The sequence below is a fragment of the Citrobacter sp. Cu096 genome (assembly GCF_030332285.1).
Lineage (GTDB): Bacteria > Pseudomonadota > Gammaproteobacteria > Enterobacterales > Enterobacteriaceae > Citrobacter > Citrobacter meridianamericanus.
The window spans coordinates 720,127-735,514 of the sequence record NZ_JAOWID010000030.1 but is presented as its reverse complement, the minus strand read 5'-3'; the positions used below and the strand labels follow the sequence as shown (position 1 = coordinate 735,514).

Below are 15,388 nucleotides of genomic sequence, written 5' to 3'. Positions count from 1 at the left end.
TTATAAATCTCGCCAGCACGATAGTTTTGACGTTTACTATGTTGCACCTTTTTATTTCCACCGTGAGGGATTATGCGTTTCAGGCAATTGTTACCGCTTTTCAGTGCGCTATTCGCGCTGTACATCATTTGGGGTTCCACGTACTTCGTTATTCGTATTGGCGTTGAAAGCTGGCCGCCGTTGATGATGGCCGGCGTGCGTTTTCTCTCTGCGGGAGTGTTATTAACACTTTTTTTACTTCTTCGCGGACACAAGCTACCGCCTCTGCGCCAGCTCCTGAACGCCGCGTTAATTGGTATCCTGCTGTTGGCCGTGGGTAATGGGCTGGTTACCGTTGCAGAACATCAAAATGTTCCTTCCGGTATTGCCGCCGTAGTGGTCGCCACCGTCCCGCTGTTTACGCTGTGCTTTAGTCACTTTTTTGGCATCAAAACACGCAAACTGGAATGGATAGGGATAGCTATTGGTCTCGCCGGGATCATCATGCTGAACAGCGGCGGCAATTTGAGCGGTAATCCATGGGGCGCTGTTTTAATCCTGATTGGCTCAATGAGTTGGGCGTTTGGTTCAGTGTACGGCTCACGCATAACCCTGCCCGTTGGCATGATGGCAGGAGCCATAGAAATGCTCGCCGCCGGTCTCGTGTTGATGTGCGCCTCACTACTTTCCGGGGAAAAATTGACCACTATGCCGACGTTTTCAGGCTTTATGGCGGTAGCCTATCTGGCCCTGTTTGGCTCTATTATTGCCATTAACGCCTATATGTACCTGATCCGCAACGTCAGTCCGGCACTCGCCACCAGCTATGCCTACGTGAATCCGGTGGTCGCCGTACTGTTGGGTACCGGTCTGGGAGGAGAAAGTCTGGCGCTCATCGAATGGCTGGCGCTTGGGGTGATCGTGTTTGCGGTGGTACTGGTCACACTCGGTAAATACCTGTTCCCTGCTAAAGCGGACGCCATTGTGACTCCATCGGAGAAGACGTTACAGTAAATGAATACCAAGTGTGTCGATCTGCGCGCTGGCGCCACCGCCGCAGATCCACTCGACGACACGTTCGGACAATGCTTCATCCCCCAGCTTTTCGCGCCCGCGCAGGGCGCACTCCCAGACAATCAGTACTCGCCAGCCCAGAGCCTGCAGCTTTTCGCAATCCCGCGCGTCACGCTGGACATTTTTGCCTATTTTTTCCAGCCAGAACGTCGTTCGTGTAGCGGGGACTTTGAATAAATAGCAGTGGTGATGATGCCAGAAACAGCCGTGGGTAAAGAGAACACAACGATACTCATCCACCACGAAATCAGGGCGACCGGGTAACGTCGCATCTTGCACGCGAAACGTTACCCCCTGCTCTGTCAGCACACTGGCAAGGCGTTTTTCAATTGCGGTATCACGGGTGGCAATCGCCCGCATATTTTTACTGCGCGTTGCCTTATCGTGAACGTCTGCCATGCAGGTTCTCTTTCTCGCGAAGGGTAACCGCTTGTTTGATTTTTGGCTCCAGCAGCCTGGCAACTGCCGCAAATGCCGGGACGACCACCGAATTACCAAACTGGCGATAAGCCTGGGTATCCGACACAGGGATCCTGAACTGATAGCCCTGGGGGGATTCAAATCCCATCAGGCGCGCGCACTCTCTGGGCGTGAGCCTGCGCGGGCGGTGTTGCTGATTCTGCGGGTCATCAAAATCCTTTTCCCCCAGTGCCATGTCCCAACCGCGGTCAATAAGGATCTCGGCGCCATCCTTATAATAACGCGCCGATAATGTGCGCGTTACACTATGGGGATTGCCAGGATACACCATACCATAGCCGAATCCATTCCCCCGCGCCTGATGCTTTTTCGCATAGCGATAGAGATATTTCCACAGCACCGGCGTCAGCACATATTTCGCCTCGACGGTTGGCTCAAGCAGCTCCGCCAGCGTAGTACGCCGCTGCGGATAACGGGAGACAATATCGCGCAGCGTGAAGTCTGATTTCAAATTCAGTTCGCGGCGAAAACCGACGAGCACAATCCGTTCACGGTGCTGTGGCAAAAAATGTTGCCCATCGATAATCTTCGGATCATCCGGACCGTTATCGTGCGCATCCGCCACGTCATAACCCAGTTCATCCAGGGTTTGCATAATGATACGAAACGTTTTTCCCTGGTCGTGACTCTTCAGGTTTTTGACGTTTTCGAGCACAAATATCGCTGGTCGACGCGCATCAATGATACGTACCACATCAAAAAATAGTGTACCTTGCGTATCGCAGGCGAAGCCATGAGCTCGTCCTAACGCGTTTTTCTTGGATACACCAGCGAGAGAGAATGGCTGACAAGGGAAACCCGCCAGCAACACGTCATGCTGCGGAACATGCTGACGAATATGCTCCGCCGCCTGTTGGTCGCTCACCCCATCATGATGGCTGAGCGTAATATCACGAATATCTTCATTAAAGTGGTGCTGTTGAGGATCACAGTAGTGATTCGCTTTATAGGTGCGCACCGCATGCTTGTTCCACTCGCTGGTAAAGACGCACTGCCCGCCAATCGCTTCAAAACCGCGACGAATTCCGCCAATACCAGCAAAAAGATCGATAAAGCGAAAAGCATAATGGGGATGATGCGCGGGCGGTGTCGGCAGCATAGCGTTCAGATGAGCCAGCTCAGCGTCGCTCAACCGATGCCACGTTTCATTGGCAACAACGCGCTTAAAGATGGCCGGACTCCAGCGATTCTCACCAACACCATTCAGATGAGCAACCAGCGTTTTCACGTCATATATTTCAAGCAACTTCGCCAAAATCACCTGTGCGGCGGCCTCGTTATCATCTGTCATTGGGTTCATGGAGCCTGCTACTGAAAAATTATCCTGCATACATTTAACCGGCCGAAATAGATGACTGACAGATTAACATAAAATAGCGCGGTTGACGTGGCGGCTGTACTGATGACTAACGCGCGGTAAAGGGTTGAATCGCGTCAAGATCCAGCTTTTCATATTCTCCTTTTAACTCCGCACTCAGCTTCGCCATGTATATCAGCAAGAAGTCAGCATTATGCTGCGCCAAACGCCGCCCCTTTTCGGTTTGCATCGTCAGCGGCAACGTTAATAATTTGGTCTGGAAGTGATCGAGCGCGTACTGTTTATCATCGAGGCCACGTTGCCGGGCCAGTGGATCTTCCGCATCAAATAACGCCACGCCTAATGCGCCGGACACGGCAAATACCCGCGCTAAACCAATCGCGCCCAGCGCCTCCAGCCGGTCTGCATCCTGCACAATTTTGGCTTCAGGGGTTTCTGGTACGATTTTGGCGCTGAAACTGTGTGCCTCAATAGCATGACACACGGCAAATAGCCGTTGTTGTGGAAAATCAGGGAAATCGCGCATCAAAACCCCACGCGTTTCCTGAGCTGCCAGTACCGACGAACGATGACGATCGGGATGGTTCTTCGGCAAACTGACGAGATCATGGAAGTAGCACGCCGTCAACACCACCAGCCAGTCAACGGCCGTATCTGTGTTCAGCTTTTGTGCCGTCGTCCACACCCGGCGAAAGTGAAAGATGTCGTGGGCAGCGTCGTGCTCTGAATGGTTTTCACGTAGCCAGGTTTCAAATCGCGACTGCCAGTCGTGGAGTTCCATGCTCTCTCCCTTTACATAAAGAAAACCACCTTAGCAACAATTTTTACTCCGAACCACTGTCCGCCCTCTTTTATAGCAAAATTCAATTATTAAATAATATTTATAACGAATATCAATTTATAACTTCTGCATGTAGCATTGATAATAAATCATCAAGAAACCACGTTCAGCAATAATAAAAATACATACAATATACATAGCAAATACTAAAACCAAAAAGCATAAACCAGTTGATAAATATACATTTATACGTTGAATGAAAACGACATATATATATAGAAATGATTTAAAAAATCCAAATTGAAACATTCTGAAATATCTAAAATACAATTGTTACATGTTATATTTTAAATTAAATGAACTTCATGGATAGTATCGAAATGTAGTTTTCAGGACATCACTACATATTCATTTTAATTATTAAATAAAGGGAATACATAATGAAAAGAAAAGTACTGGCACTGCTTCTCCCTGCTTTATTAGCTGCAGGCGCAGCAAATGCGGCTGAAATCTATAATAAAAACGGCAATAAACTGGATCTGTACGGAAAAGTCGATGGTCTGCGTTATTTCTCTGACGATGCAGGCAGCGACGGTGACATGACCTATGCGCGTGTGGGTTTTAAGGGCGAAACACAGATCAACGATATGCTGACTGGCTACGGTCAGTGGGAATATAACATTCAGGCTAACGGCACCGAAGGTGACAAAGGCGACTCCTGGACTCGTCTGGCTTTCGCAGGCTTAGGCTTTGCTGAAAACGGCACCTTCGATTACGGTCGTAACTATGGCGTCGTTTACGACGTTGAAGCCTGGACCGATATGCTGCCAGAATTCGGCGGTGATACTTACACTCAGACCGACGTGTATATGCTGGGTCGTACCAACGGCGTGGCTACCTATCGTAACAAAGGTTTCTTTGGTCAGGTTGATGGCCTGAACTTTGCTTTGCAGTATCAGGGTAATAATGAAGGTAGCAGCGTAGGTCAGGAAGGTTCCGGTAATAGCGAAAACCGCAAACTGGCGAAAGAAAACGGCGACGGTTTCGGTATGTCTACCTCCTATGACTTTGACTTCGGTTTAAGCCTCGGCGCAGCGTACTCGAGTTCTGATCGTACTAACGAGCAAGTTTCTGCTGGCCGTGGCGATCGTAGCTATGCCAATAAATACGCAGGCGGAGATACAGCGGATGCCTGGACTGTTGGCGCGAAATATGACGCTAACAACGTGTACCTGGCTGCAATGTATGCCGAAACCCGCAATATGACCGCTTATGGTGATGACAAAGGCGGTATCGCCAACAAAACGCAGAACTTCGAAGTTGTTGCACAATACCAGTTTGACTTTGGTCTGCGTCCATCCGTTGCATTCCTGCAATCTAAAGGTGTCGACTTAGGTGGCTGGGATCACCATAGCAATGGCACCCCACGCTACACCGATAAAGACCTGGTCAAATATGTTGATGTGGGTATGACTTACTACTTCAACAAAAACATGTCCACCTACGTTGATTACAAAATCAACCTGCTGGACGAAGACGACAGCTTCTATGAAAGCAATGGTATCGCGACTGACGACATCGTTGCCGTTGGTTTAGTCTACCAGTTCTAATTGCTGCACAAACAAGCAAGCCCGTTTCTTCTGAAGCGGGCTTTTTACATTTTTAGAGTGGGACAGAAGCCTTAAGATATAGCTGGGAGCCTTCAGGTCGGTTACGCACATCCATTTCTTTCTGCCATTTCAACGTCATCAGCCAGCCCTTGTCATTGGCATAACGAATAGAAGGACCAAGAGAAAAGGCCCGCGCTTTAGCCGGCGCTGAATTCGGTCCGTTGTCATTGGTAGTCTGTATAAATGTGTACCCACCAATGCCAAACACCCAACCATTTCCCACTGCCCATCCTAATGCATAATCGGCATGAAAAGCCTGGCCTGCCTTCGTATGACTCTCCTGATTACGTCGATTAACGTCATACATCATTTTGATATCGGCATTAACACCTTGTTGCGGAATATAGCTAATTGCCCATACAGGTTGCACAGCCCAGTAGTTTCGCCCCAGGTTGGCGGGATCAGACTGGCTGTAATTACCTGTTGGTGCAAATACATCAACGCCCAGCACATAATGAAGGTCACGCAAGGGATGAAAACCTAATGCTGGCCCCAGTGTGATGTCTCCCAAACCCTGGCGGGTATATTTCCGCCCATATGATTTAGCCGTGATATCGAGCAATGGCAGGATGGAATGAAACGCCAACTGTCCCCCCAGGAGGCGCTGTTCCGTAACCCAAATAATACGCGGCGCTAGGATATTGACGTTCATACTGAAGCCCGGCCCTGAAATATCATGACCTTTGCTGTCACGCACGTGGTCATACCGTGCGCTGCCTCCGTACAACAGGGTATGTATTCCTTCGGCAGGAAGAAACCCTGACATATAGTTTTCCAGACCATCGGGATAAATACCCGGTCCGTTTCCCTCGGAGGCTACCACCGAAGGCGCTGCAAGCAGAAAAGCTACGCCTGGCAAAATCCTTTTCATCCTCTTTATCATTTTGCTATCCATTGATACTGTTTACCTGAAGGAAATACGGATCAATATTGATGCCCGAGGGCAAAACTGAGCAGTTTCACTAAAAATTAAGATTCTTGTCCGTTATCACTCACACCAGTTTTGGTAAAATATTCAGTACATTACCAAACCAACAGAAGATCACGACGATACCAAAAATAATAACTACGGCGGGGATAATCCGCCCTCCCCATACAGTAAACATCTGATTCGGAAACTTTTGCCTTGATTTCAAGGCCAGCACGGCCGGAATAATAACAGCCCAGATCGTTGCACATAATCCTGCCCCACCGATCCCATAGATAAATCCGTTAGGGAATAACAGGTAAAGCACCGTTGGCGGCAAAAACGTCAGCATTACTGTTTTAAATCGTCCAGAATGGGAATTGTCGAATTTGAACAGATCGGCAAGAAAGTCAAATAGTCCTAATGTAACGCCGAAGAAAGAACTGGCCACGGCCAAATTAGAGAAAACGAGTAAACAGAACTCAATCACGCCACTCTGATTAGTTCCCAAAAAGGACCCCACCAAAGCATCGACATTACCGCCAGAAGCAATTATACCTTTAAAACTCTCACGAGGGATGTTACCCATCGTGCAATATAGCCAAAACAAATAAACAACCAATGCCAGAAAAGATCCCAGCACAACACTTTTTATCAATTTATCTTTTTTCTTTCCGTAGCAGATGATTAGGCTGGGGATATTACCATGAAAACCGAAGGATGCCAGGCATACCGGAATGGCCATAAATATATAAGGAAAAAACGAGCGACTTTCTTCGTTTACTCCACTTACCCCACTTAAAATTGAGTAATCGACCTGAAAGAAAAGCGAACCAAAAACAATCACGAAAGCAAGAATTTTAATCCCAAGAAATAATGATGTAATCCGACTTGCAGCCAATGAGCTAAACCATAATACAGTTGCTACAAACAGCGCGGTACAAACACCAATGATTCGTGGGTTAACATGACCATCAGAATGCATAGATATCGTTTCACTAATAATAGCTCCATTTGCTGAAATATATGCATAAGTCAATATATATAAAACAAAGGCAACTGTCGCACCGCTAATCACATTCCATTTATTACCAATTAAATCTTTTGTAATTGTGTTAAAACTGGAACCGACAGGATAATTTAAATTGGCTTCCAGAAGTAGCAATCCTGAGTGCAACATTGAAAACCAGGATATTATTAATATAAATGCCCCCCAGAAAAACCAAGCGCCGGCGAGATCAACGGGTAATGCAAACATCCCTCCACCTATTACGGTGCCAGCAATCACCATAATCCCCCAAAAGGATGAATGCTTTGAATTGGAATTTTCTTCCATACGAGCCTCTTTTCATCAGTTGTATTTATTCACTATCATATTAATTTTATAAAAATGTGAACCATGAATAGCTATGAGATATAGCCATTCATGGTCAATTATTGACTATCAGATTTCTTTCAATCGTGCAGTAAAGTGACGTAGAACTTTAGGTTCATATGTAAAAGTTAATCCTTTAATATTTTTGGCATTTTCTTTCACATGACTAAAGGCTTCAATAATGAAATCCATATGCGATTGCGTATATGTCGCACGCGGAATGGTTAAACGTAACAACTCAGCCGGACACGGTAACTGAACTCCCGTTTTAGGATCCCTGCCGAGTAAAAATGAACCAATCTCTACAGCGCGAATGCCAGCGACTTTATAAAGTTCGCATGCCAGCGCCTGTGCCGGGAATTGTTCAGCAGGAATATGCGGTAATAATTTTCCAGCATCCACGAATGCCGCATGTCCACCAGCTTGCTGACAGGTCACACCAATAGCTTCAAGACCATCAACCAGATACTGAATCTGTGCAATACGATAGGCCAGCCAATCCTGGTTCATGCCATCAGTTAGACCGACGGCCAGACGTTCCATTGCTCCGCCTTCCAAACCACCATAGGTAGGGAATCCCTCCTGCACCACACAAAGCGTCCGGCATTCGGTATAGACATCAAAATAGCTGTCATCTTTAATACAGAGCAGCCCCCCCATTGGCACCATCGCATCTTTCTTCGCTGACATAGCCAGCATATCCGCATATTTATAGGTTTCGCGTGTAATCTCCTCGATGCTCCAGTCCTTATAAGCTGTTTCCCTTTGCTGAATGAAATATGCGTTCTCTGCAAATCGAGCGGAATCCATCACCACTGGAATATCGTATTTTTTCGCCAGCTGATATGTTGCTTTCAGGTTTGCCAGTGAAACCGGCTGACCACCAGCAGAGTTACACGTTATCGTAGCCACAATGTAAGGAACATTATTTGGCCCTACTTCCTGGATACCTTCTTCCAGTTTATCCAGGTCGAAATCCCCTTTGAAATCGCAACGGACTGCAGTATCAAATGCTTCTTTAATATAAACATTTCGGACAGTACAGCCATTAATTTGACTATGTCCCTGAGTTGTATCGAAGAAGTAGTTTGAGAACACAACCATTTTACTTCTGTCCAACCCTTTTTCTTGCTCACGCTTACGGATTAACACAGGGATATAAATCTGCTCAGCACCACGACCCTGGTGAGTCGGAATAGTATATTGATATCCAAAAATATTCTTAACCGCATCTGCAAGCGCATAATAACTGCGGCTTCCGCTGTATGCTTCATCCCCCCTTAGCATTGCTGCTTGCATATTTTGGGTAACAGCGCCAGTACCGCTATCTGTCAATAAATCAATAAACACATCTTCACTATCAAGAAGGAATGGGTTCATTCCGGAATTAATAATCGCATTTTCACGGTGCTCCCGCGTTGTACGTTTTACGGGTTCAATAACACGAATACGGAATGGTTCTGGTAAATGTTTAAAGTTATTCATGGAATATTTCCTGTATTAGATATACACATACCACGCCTGCAGTAACTCATAGGCCTGAATTACTGAAGCATTTTAAATATTGATGAACAACCCATATAAATTTTATCCACACATCTCTACACCCGTTATCTACGCCTAAACCTACACGTAAACCAGGTATAACAAGATTATGCAGCAAATAAATTATGAATTATTCAAGGCATACAAAAACAGAAAAAAGTTTCTGTTCACATTGTATGAATAGGAAGGAGTAAAACTTAAGGGCGATGATTGACAATCATCGTGTCGATGTTGAACCACTTAGAAGTCAGATATGTATTAAATAAGCTAATCATTAGATATCAACTCTTATTAAACATGACAACATCATTATAGTATGGCGATTTTTTGTCTATTAGCAGTTAAAGTTATTGTGATTAAAATCACGATAAATTAGACATGCGCGATATATCAATTACTCAACAGCATTGCATTCACATCAATGTAACATCACGCTAGTGCGCCAATATAGTAATTAGGATATCCCTAACCACCTAATCAAGAAAGCATTAAATGAACCATCGTTTTCATTTGGCATGTATACTGGAGAGAATTTTCAATTCAGATCACAAATTTCATTCCAGAGGATTATTGAGCTTCATGGGTACATTCGTATCTGTTGCCTCACCCGACTAAGGCAAACTGGACATTTCCTGGGCGAACAAATACCGATTGTTCCCACGCACTACCACGAAAAATGATTCAATACTTAATAAGAAGGATTTTATGAATATCAGTACGATTATCTCCTCCACAGATCGCATAAAACTCGTCGCTGGCTAATGCCTAGCGGTAAACTGCTGGTTGAAGTACATACCTTTGATGAAGTGAAACGTCAGGGCATGGCAAGCCCAGCCTGGCATGATGAAGAATATCTCCATCTTCTGAGTGACAACGGTTTCACTGTGCTTCAGCGCCCTGATGGTCACGTTTGGCCGGTTAGCGATACATTCGAAGGAAAACTGAACGCTTGGCTGGCAGAAAAGAAATAATCATGTAACTCCATGAGAAAGTATCGGCCCAGTCATCCCCAGGGCTGGTACTCATTACGTCGAGCCGACGTACTTCAATGTCATACGACTTAGCTCACAAAATGAAGGACATACTGGTAATTTCCTACCGGGAACGCTGGGTAAGTGATAACGTATTTGACGGTCAGTTTGTTCAAAATATACCAACAAGATATGGCAGATAGTTATTCGGAAGGGTATATCAAGTGAAAGACTGAGGAAGAAAATTTTAGATAGAAACCATTAAAAACAGCCAGTTACTGGTAAGTAGTGGCGGAGAGAGGGGGATTTGAACCCCCGGTAGAGTTACCCCTACTCCGGTTTTCGAGACCGATTTCATTGGTAATATTTTCAATAACTTAACTTTTCACTCTGGTATATCCACAATATTTCCACTTCATAAAATTCAAGTAGTTACTCGTTTCTCCATACTTAATATACCAACACTTTCTGAGCTAAACCTAAGCTTCATTCTTACGGAAAGGAGGTGAAATTATGCGCAAAATTTTACTATTCAATAACATGTGAAAACTATCTATACCTGTTTCTGCACTTAATGGTCTGGTCAGGTTAAGTGTGATACTTACAGTATGTCCTATTGTCCCTTTTTTGATAATATTGACCATTAATAGATCAGGGTTTAATTGTGCTCATCGATAGCAATGTCTAGTTGCATGTGAAGAGCATCCTCTCAAGGAAGGTTATGAATGAATATGGGTTATCTTTCAATCGCTGCATTAACTGTTGCAGCATTGTTGGTTGTCATCGTTTTTGTCCTTTTGACAAAATTACGCGCAGTGAAGGCCTCAGATGCCAGTAAAACAGCACAACTTGAGCGTTATTCCGTCATTTCTGATGCAGAAACGGAAGCAACTCGGGTAACGCTAGAGGCGGAACAACAAGCTCGAGAAATCATCGACGGTGCAAAAAGCACTGCTGCCTCTCTGGAGGAGGAAGCAAGTACATTATTGAGTAATGCACAGTCAACGACCCTATCATTACAGGAGAAAATTACTTCATTACGTGCCTCATATGCCGAGAAAAAAAGCATTTATGACGAACTCGAAAAAGCGATAGCCCTTTATCGTGAAGATGTAGATTTTGCAGAGATGTGTATGTTCGACCCACATTTCGATTTCGACACTTCCGAAGAGTTTAAGGAGGCGATCAAAGATAACAGAAATGAGCAAAAATCCTTATTACGCCTCAAAAACAAAGCCGGAGCTATCTGGTGTGGAACTGACTGGACGGTCCATAATTCCCGTGCCGAAGGGAAAAAAATGACTACCCGAGCTATCAATCTAACAGCGAGGGCGTTCAATGGTGAGTGTGATGCAGCAATTGCCAACTGTACATTCAAGAACTGGTCAGTCATGCATGACAGGATCCAGGCAGCTTTCGATAAAATCAATGCACTCAACGAAGTGAATGATGTGCATATCAGTAAAGAATATCTCAGACTGAAGTTAAAAGAGCTCGATCTCGTACATGCCTACAAAATGAAAAAACAGTCAGAAAAAGAAGAACAGCGGGAAATACGTGCTCAAATGGCAGAAGAACGCAAAGCTCAGCAGGAAATTGAGCGGGCGATTAGAGAGGCAGAAGCGGAAGAGCTTCGTGCACAAAAAGCACTGGATAAAGCCCGTAAGGAAATGGAGTCAAAATTGGCGCAACTGACTACCGAACAGGCAGAAAAATATCAGTCAAAAATTGATGAGTTGCGTGACGCCTTAACCGAAGCAGAATTGAAGGGCCAAAAAGCTTTGAGCATGGCACAGCAAACCAAACGTGGGCATGTCTATGTCATTTCCAATGTAGGGTCTTTCGGCGAAGATGTTTTCAAAATTGGTATGACGCGCCGTCTTGACCCTCAGGACCGAGTAGATGAGTTGGGAAGTGCCTCAGTACCTTTTCTCTTTGATGTTCACGCCATGATCCATAGTGAAGATGCTCCAGCGCTAGAAAATGCGCTTCATCAACACTTTGATGTCAAACGAACGAACCTCGTTAATAGGCGTAAAGAGTTTTTTAACGTCAGTCTGAAAGAGATCAAGAGTGCTGTTTATGAACTTGCAGGTAATGACGTCGATTTTATCGAAACGGTTGTAGCACAACATTATTACGAGACATTGGCATTACGTAAGAAAAAAAGTGGAGTGGCAGAAGTGCAAGCCCAGCATACTGCCGTCCAACCACGTTTTGCTGAGTCAATTTAAGCATAGCCTACTACGTAATACGCTCGTAAAACTACATACTTCCGTTTCTGGCAAATAGCAGCCCTCAAGATGGTATTACGGCGTCATGGGGTGTCGGGGGTCGGAGGTTCAAATCCTCTCATGCCGACCAAAAACTCCTTTAAGAACCAGCCTTTATGGCTGGTTTTTTTATGCCTGTTTTCTGAGCGGGGAAGCAACGGGGAATAATCGGGGAAAAATCCCCGACATTTAAGCTATTCACATCACCGGGCATTCATCAAACTCCGCGTTCCTGGCATCATTAATGATGTACGTGATCACCCCGAATATAGCGGGTGCAGAACTATAACCGCCATCATCTACTGGCAGCGCCTCCTTTCTCCCGTTCTCCAGATTAACGAGGTGGGGTTGAGGATGTGTCCGATATCGCTTGATCCTGAATTCTCCGTCTATCGCGCATATCAGCAGCGAGCCATCACAGGGAGAAAGTGACGCATCAACAACCAGTAGCGCCCCCTGAATTATCCCTTCCCTGAAATGTGAACGCGATGCCCGCATGAAATAAGTCGCTGCTGGCTGGCTGATTAGCTGCTGATCGAGGGAGATTCGAGTTTCAACATAATCTGCCGCAGGTGAAGGAAAGCCCATGTTTACGCCCTCTCTTGAATACTGGATAAAAACACAGTATAAATACTGTATATCCATCCAGTAAAGGAGCAATAAGCAATGTTCGTGGAACTCGTTTATGACAAAAGGAATTTTGATGGTCTGCCCGGTGCAAAAGATATCATTCTGGGCGAGTTAACCAAGAGGGTTCACCGGATCTTCCCCGATGCTGATGTTCGGGTAAAACCGATGATGACACTGCCGGCGATCAACACTGACGCCAGCAAGCATGAGAAGGAACAGATAAGCCGTACTGTTCAGGAAATGTTTGAAGAGGCTGATATGTGGCTGGTTTCAGATTAAACGTCTTTATTCACTCACCATATGGTAAATTCTGCTTCGATAGCTATGTATTAATACACACATTACAGCCAGCCAATTCAGTATTGAATACAAAGGAATAGAGCTGATTTACCCCATAAATCTATATCATTTCAATAAAGATTAATCTTAAAATGTTCACGATAACACGACATAATCACATATGTACACTATAAATAACATAGCACATTATCGTGCAGATCATTACGTCAATCATATTTAGTCATAGTGATTAGCTGTAAGGTGGTTTATATGCTATACATTCTTACAAATGATAACCTTTTATATAGTGGGTTAAACTATTTATACGGCGAGAGCAGCATCATTAAATTACCATCAATTTATATACTAAGTGAAAAAGACACAAGCCATGATACTCTTTTGATTGATGTGGCATATTGTAAACTAACAATCAGCCAATTATTTTACATCATCCAAAAAACATTTATTAACAAGATTATTTTTCTTTCTGCATTCAGGTTTTCCAATCTTAAACCCAACTGTCCTGTTCACTTCATCCCGCGTAAGATAAACCTAAGATATATTTCAGTCAACGCAGATATTTTCTATGACGGACCTAAAATCGACCTTCCTTCACTAACTCTCAGAGAGTTCGAAATCATAAGGCAAACAATCAGACAATATAATGATTTAAGAATAGCATCCAGCCTTGGCATAAGCCTGGCAACGCTTAGAATTAATAAGTATCAAATAATGCTTAAACTTAAAATTAAAAAAATGTCACATGTAATGTATACTGAATACTATTTATATATAACTGGTGAAAAAGCAGGATTAATCCGTCATTAATGGAAGAAAAAAACCAGTTCGGGAACTGGTCAAAGTATTGGGAAAGTACATCTTGCATATTAGTTACCAATAATGGGACGAAACTACCTGCATCTAAACGCAATGCGGTGCCGGATTTCCACCGGTGAGTTACTGGCTGGTAAACCATAACCCGCTGCTTGTCTCAACCACTGAAGTTCCTATGCTTCATGACCATTTAGCCCCACACCTTATATGGAAATCACCGCCTTATAAAGGTACCATTCTGCGAAGCAGGGTAAAACCCCGTCACTTCATTTTCAGATTTTTTTGGCTCTGTACATTTGATCTCACTTATATTCAACTGGCAATATGACATTATCAGTAAGCCATATGCTGACGTGGTGTCATCGTGACTCCCCCCCCATTAATGGCAGTCTCCTCACGAGGTTCCTTTATATCCTTAAATGTTTTAGATGGTTAAACAGGGGAGACATCCCCCACTGCAAATTGGTTTCTTAAACCTGGTATTAACTGGCCATCCTCATCGAATCAAATGTTTTTATGACAAATTTCTTTAAAGGAATAATTCCAGGATTTTTCCTTCTCATCCGTCCACTTGTTAAAAACCTGTTAAATTGATTTAAATCAATTTCATTGGCATATTTCTATGGCATAAATTGCATCACCATCAAAGACGATGGATTGCGTATTTTTCTGATTCATATTTGGGCTGCGCGTAGCCCATTTTTTTAGTGTTATTTGCGGAAAATACTGCCCGTATGTTCCTTAAATAACGATAAAGAAGTTGAGTATCATGCAAGCATTGGGGCGACTTATCGCAGCCCCAACTTTTTTATAATCATTTGCGGAAGTTACTACAAAACGCCTTCCTTAAATCATTATAAAAGCAACACCAGGTCATACGACACCCTTACAGTCGATCCCTTGATCGCCCTTTTTTTACTTGTAGTAGCCCCTTTACCAAACCGTCTAACCGCCTGATACAGCACTCGGCGCTTCCACTAGGGACACCCAACCCCTCATACCGTCCAGAAAAATCCGGTCAGCTTCCGCTTTGGTCCGCAGTGCATTGTCAGGTAGTGATGAATGATGGCGGATTTGGTATACTTTCCGTCCAGAGGAAGAAGCATCCACAACAAGCAACACCCCCTGGAGTATTCCTTCCATGAAATGTGAACGCGATGCCCGCATGAAATATGTCGCTGCGGGCTTATTGATTAGCTGCTGATCGAGGGAGATTAGTGTTTCAACATAATCTGCCGCAGGTGATGGGAATCCCATGTCAGTATCCTTTGT

The 15,388-nt window shown here is 44.5% G+C and carries 13 protein-coding genes, 1 tRNA gene and 2 pseudogenes; 6 read left to right on the top strand and 10 right to left on the bottom strand.

All coding sequences use genetic code 11. The annotated features are described in order from the left end of the window. Positions 1-72 precede the first annotated feature (72 nt). A complete protein-coding gene (yedA, locus tag OGX99_RS17810; protein WP_286544551.1) occupies positions 73-993 on the top strand; it encodes a drug/metabolite exporter YedA in 921 nt (306 codons plus the stop codon). Here yedA and OGX99_RS17805 read toward each other — a convergent pair. From OGX99_RS17805 to OGX99_RS17795, 3 genes are all read right to left on the bottom strand, one after another. After that, complete coding sequence (locus tag OGX99_RS17805; protein ID WP_151224642.1) at positions 985-1,452, bottom strand: very short patch repair endonuclease; 468 nt, start codon at positions 1,450-1,452, stop codon at positions 985-987. The genes yedA and OGX99_RS17805 overlap by 9 nt on opposite strands. Next, a complete protein-coding gene (locus OGX99_RS17800) occupies positions 1,433-2,863 on the bottom strand; it encodes a DNA cytosine methyltransferase (RefSeq protein WP_151218917.1) in 1,431 nt (476 codons plus the stop codon). Before OGX99_RS17800 ends, OGX99_RS17805 begins: the two co-directional genes overlap by 20 nt. A 76-nt stretch (positions 2,864-2,939) precedes the next feature. Continuing rightward, the gene (locus OGX99_RS17795; protein WP_151224643.1) at positions 2,940-3,632 is read right to left on the bottom strand and encodes a phosphohydrolase; all 693 of its coding nucleotides are present in this window, start codon (positions 3,630-3,632) and stop codon (positions 2,940-2,942) included. 440 nt (positions 3,633-4,072) lie between these two features. On the opposite strand from OGX99_RS17795, the gene ompC reads away from it, so the two are divergent. After that, positions 4,073-5,242, top strand: coding sequence for a porin OmpC (gene ompC / locus OGX99_RS17790; protein ID WP_151218919.1), 1,170 nt, complete (start codon positions 4,073-4,075; stop codon positions 5,240-5,242). Between the two features lie 52 nt (positions 5,243-5,294). On the opposite strand, the gene OGX99_RS17785 is transcribed toward ompC, so the two are convergent. The 4 genes from OGX99_RS17785 to tnaC all read right to left on the bottom strand — a co-directional run bounded on the left by OGX99_RS17785 (position 5,295) and on the right by tnaC (position 9,404). After that, positions 5,295-6,197 carry a SphA family protein gene (locus tag OGX99_RS17785; RefSeq protein WP_286544546.1) on the bottom strand — a complete coding sequence of 301 codons (903 nt, stop codon included), beginning with the start codon at positions 6,195-6,197 and terminating at the stop codon, positions 5,295-5,297. 97 nt (positions 6,198-6,294) lie between these two features. After that, positions 6,295-7,545, bottom strand: a complete 1,251-nt coding sequence (gene tnaB, locus OGX99_RS17780) for a low affinity tryptophan permease TnaB (RefSeq protein ID WP_187258794.1) — start codon at positions 7,543-7,545, stop codon at positions 6,295-6,297. A gap of 108 nt (positions 7,546-7,653) precedes the next feature. Continuing rightward, positions 7,654-9,069: a tryptophanase gene (gene tnaA / locus OGX99_RS17775; RefSeq protein ID WP_151224644.1), complete on the bottom strand. Its 1,416-nt coding sequence runs from the start codon at positions 9,067-9,069 to the stop codon at positions 7,654-7,656. A 257-nt stretch (positions 9,070-9,326) separates the two neighbouring features. Beyond that, positions 9,327-9,404, bottom strand: coding sequence for a tryptophanase leader peptide (gene tnaC, locus OGX99_RS23820; RefSeq protein WP_103771344.1), 78 nt, complete (start codon positions 9,402-9,404; stop codon positions 9,327-9,329). A gap of 477 nt (positions 9,405-9,881) precedes the next feature. Between tnaC and OGX99_RS17770 the strand changes: the two are divergent. Then, positions 9,882-10,094, top strand: a pseudogene (locus OGX99_RS17770) (class I SAM-dependent methyltransferase); the annotation flags it as partial. Between the two features lie 295 nt (positions 10,095-10,389). Here OGX99_RS17770 and OGX99_RS17765 read toward each other — a convergent pair. Continuing rightward, a tRNA-OTHER gene (locus tag OGX99_RS17765) sits at positions 10,390-10,501 on the bottom strand. Positions 10,502-10,825: 324 nt separating this feature from the next. Between OGX99_RS17765 and OGX99_RS17760 the strand changes: the two genes are divergently transcribed. Continuing rightward, positions 10,826-12,334: an SNIPE associated domain-containing protein gene (locus OGX99_RS17760; RefSeq protein ID WP_286544543.1), complete on the top strand. Its 1,509-nt coding sequence runs from the start codon at positions 10,826-10,828 to the stop codon at positions 12,332-12,334. Between the two features lie 237 nt (positions 12,335-12,571). On the opposite strand, the gene OGX99_RS17755 is transcribed toward OGX99_RS17760, so the two are convergent. Continuing rightward, complete coding sequence (locus tag OGX99_RS17755) at positions 12,572-12,961, bottom strand: HumD family translesion DNA polymerase (protein WP_502873431.1); 390 nt, start codon at positions 12,959-12,961, stop codon at positions 12,572-12,574. Between the two features lie 78 nt (positions 12,962-13,039). Between OGX99_RS17755 and OGX99_RS17750 the strand changes: the two genes are divergently transcribed. Next, positions 13,040-13,282, top strand: coding sequence for a DinI family protein (locus OGX99_RS17750; protein WP_003840850.1), 243 nt, complete (start codon positions 13,040-13,042; stop codon positions 13,280-13,282). Between the two features lie 270 nt (positions 13,283-13,552). Beyond that, a complete protein-coding gene (locus tag OGX99_RS17745; RefSeq protein WP_286544536.1) occupies positions 13,553-14,110 on the top strand; it encodes a helix-turn-helix transcriptional regulator in 558 nt (185 codons plus the stop codon). A 1,104-nt stretch (positions 14,111-15,214) separates the two neighbouring features. Here OGX99_RS17745 and OGX99_RS17740 read toward each other — a convergent pair. Further along, positions 15,215-15,373 (bottom strand): annotated as a pseudogene (locus OGX99_RS17740) (S24/S26 family peptidase); the annotation flags it as partial. Between the last annotated feature and the right edge of the window lie 15 nt (positions 15,374-15,388).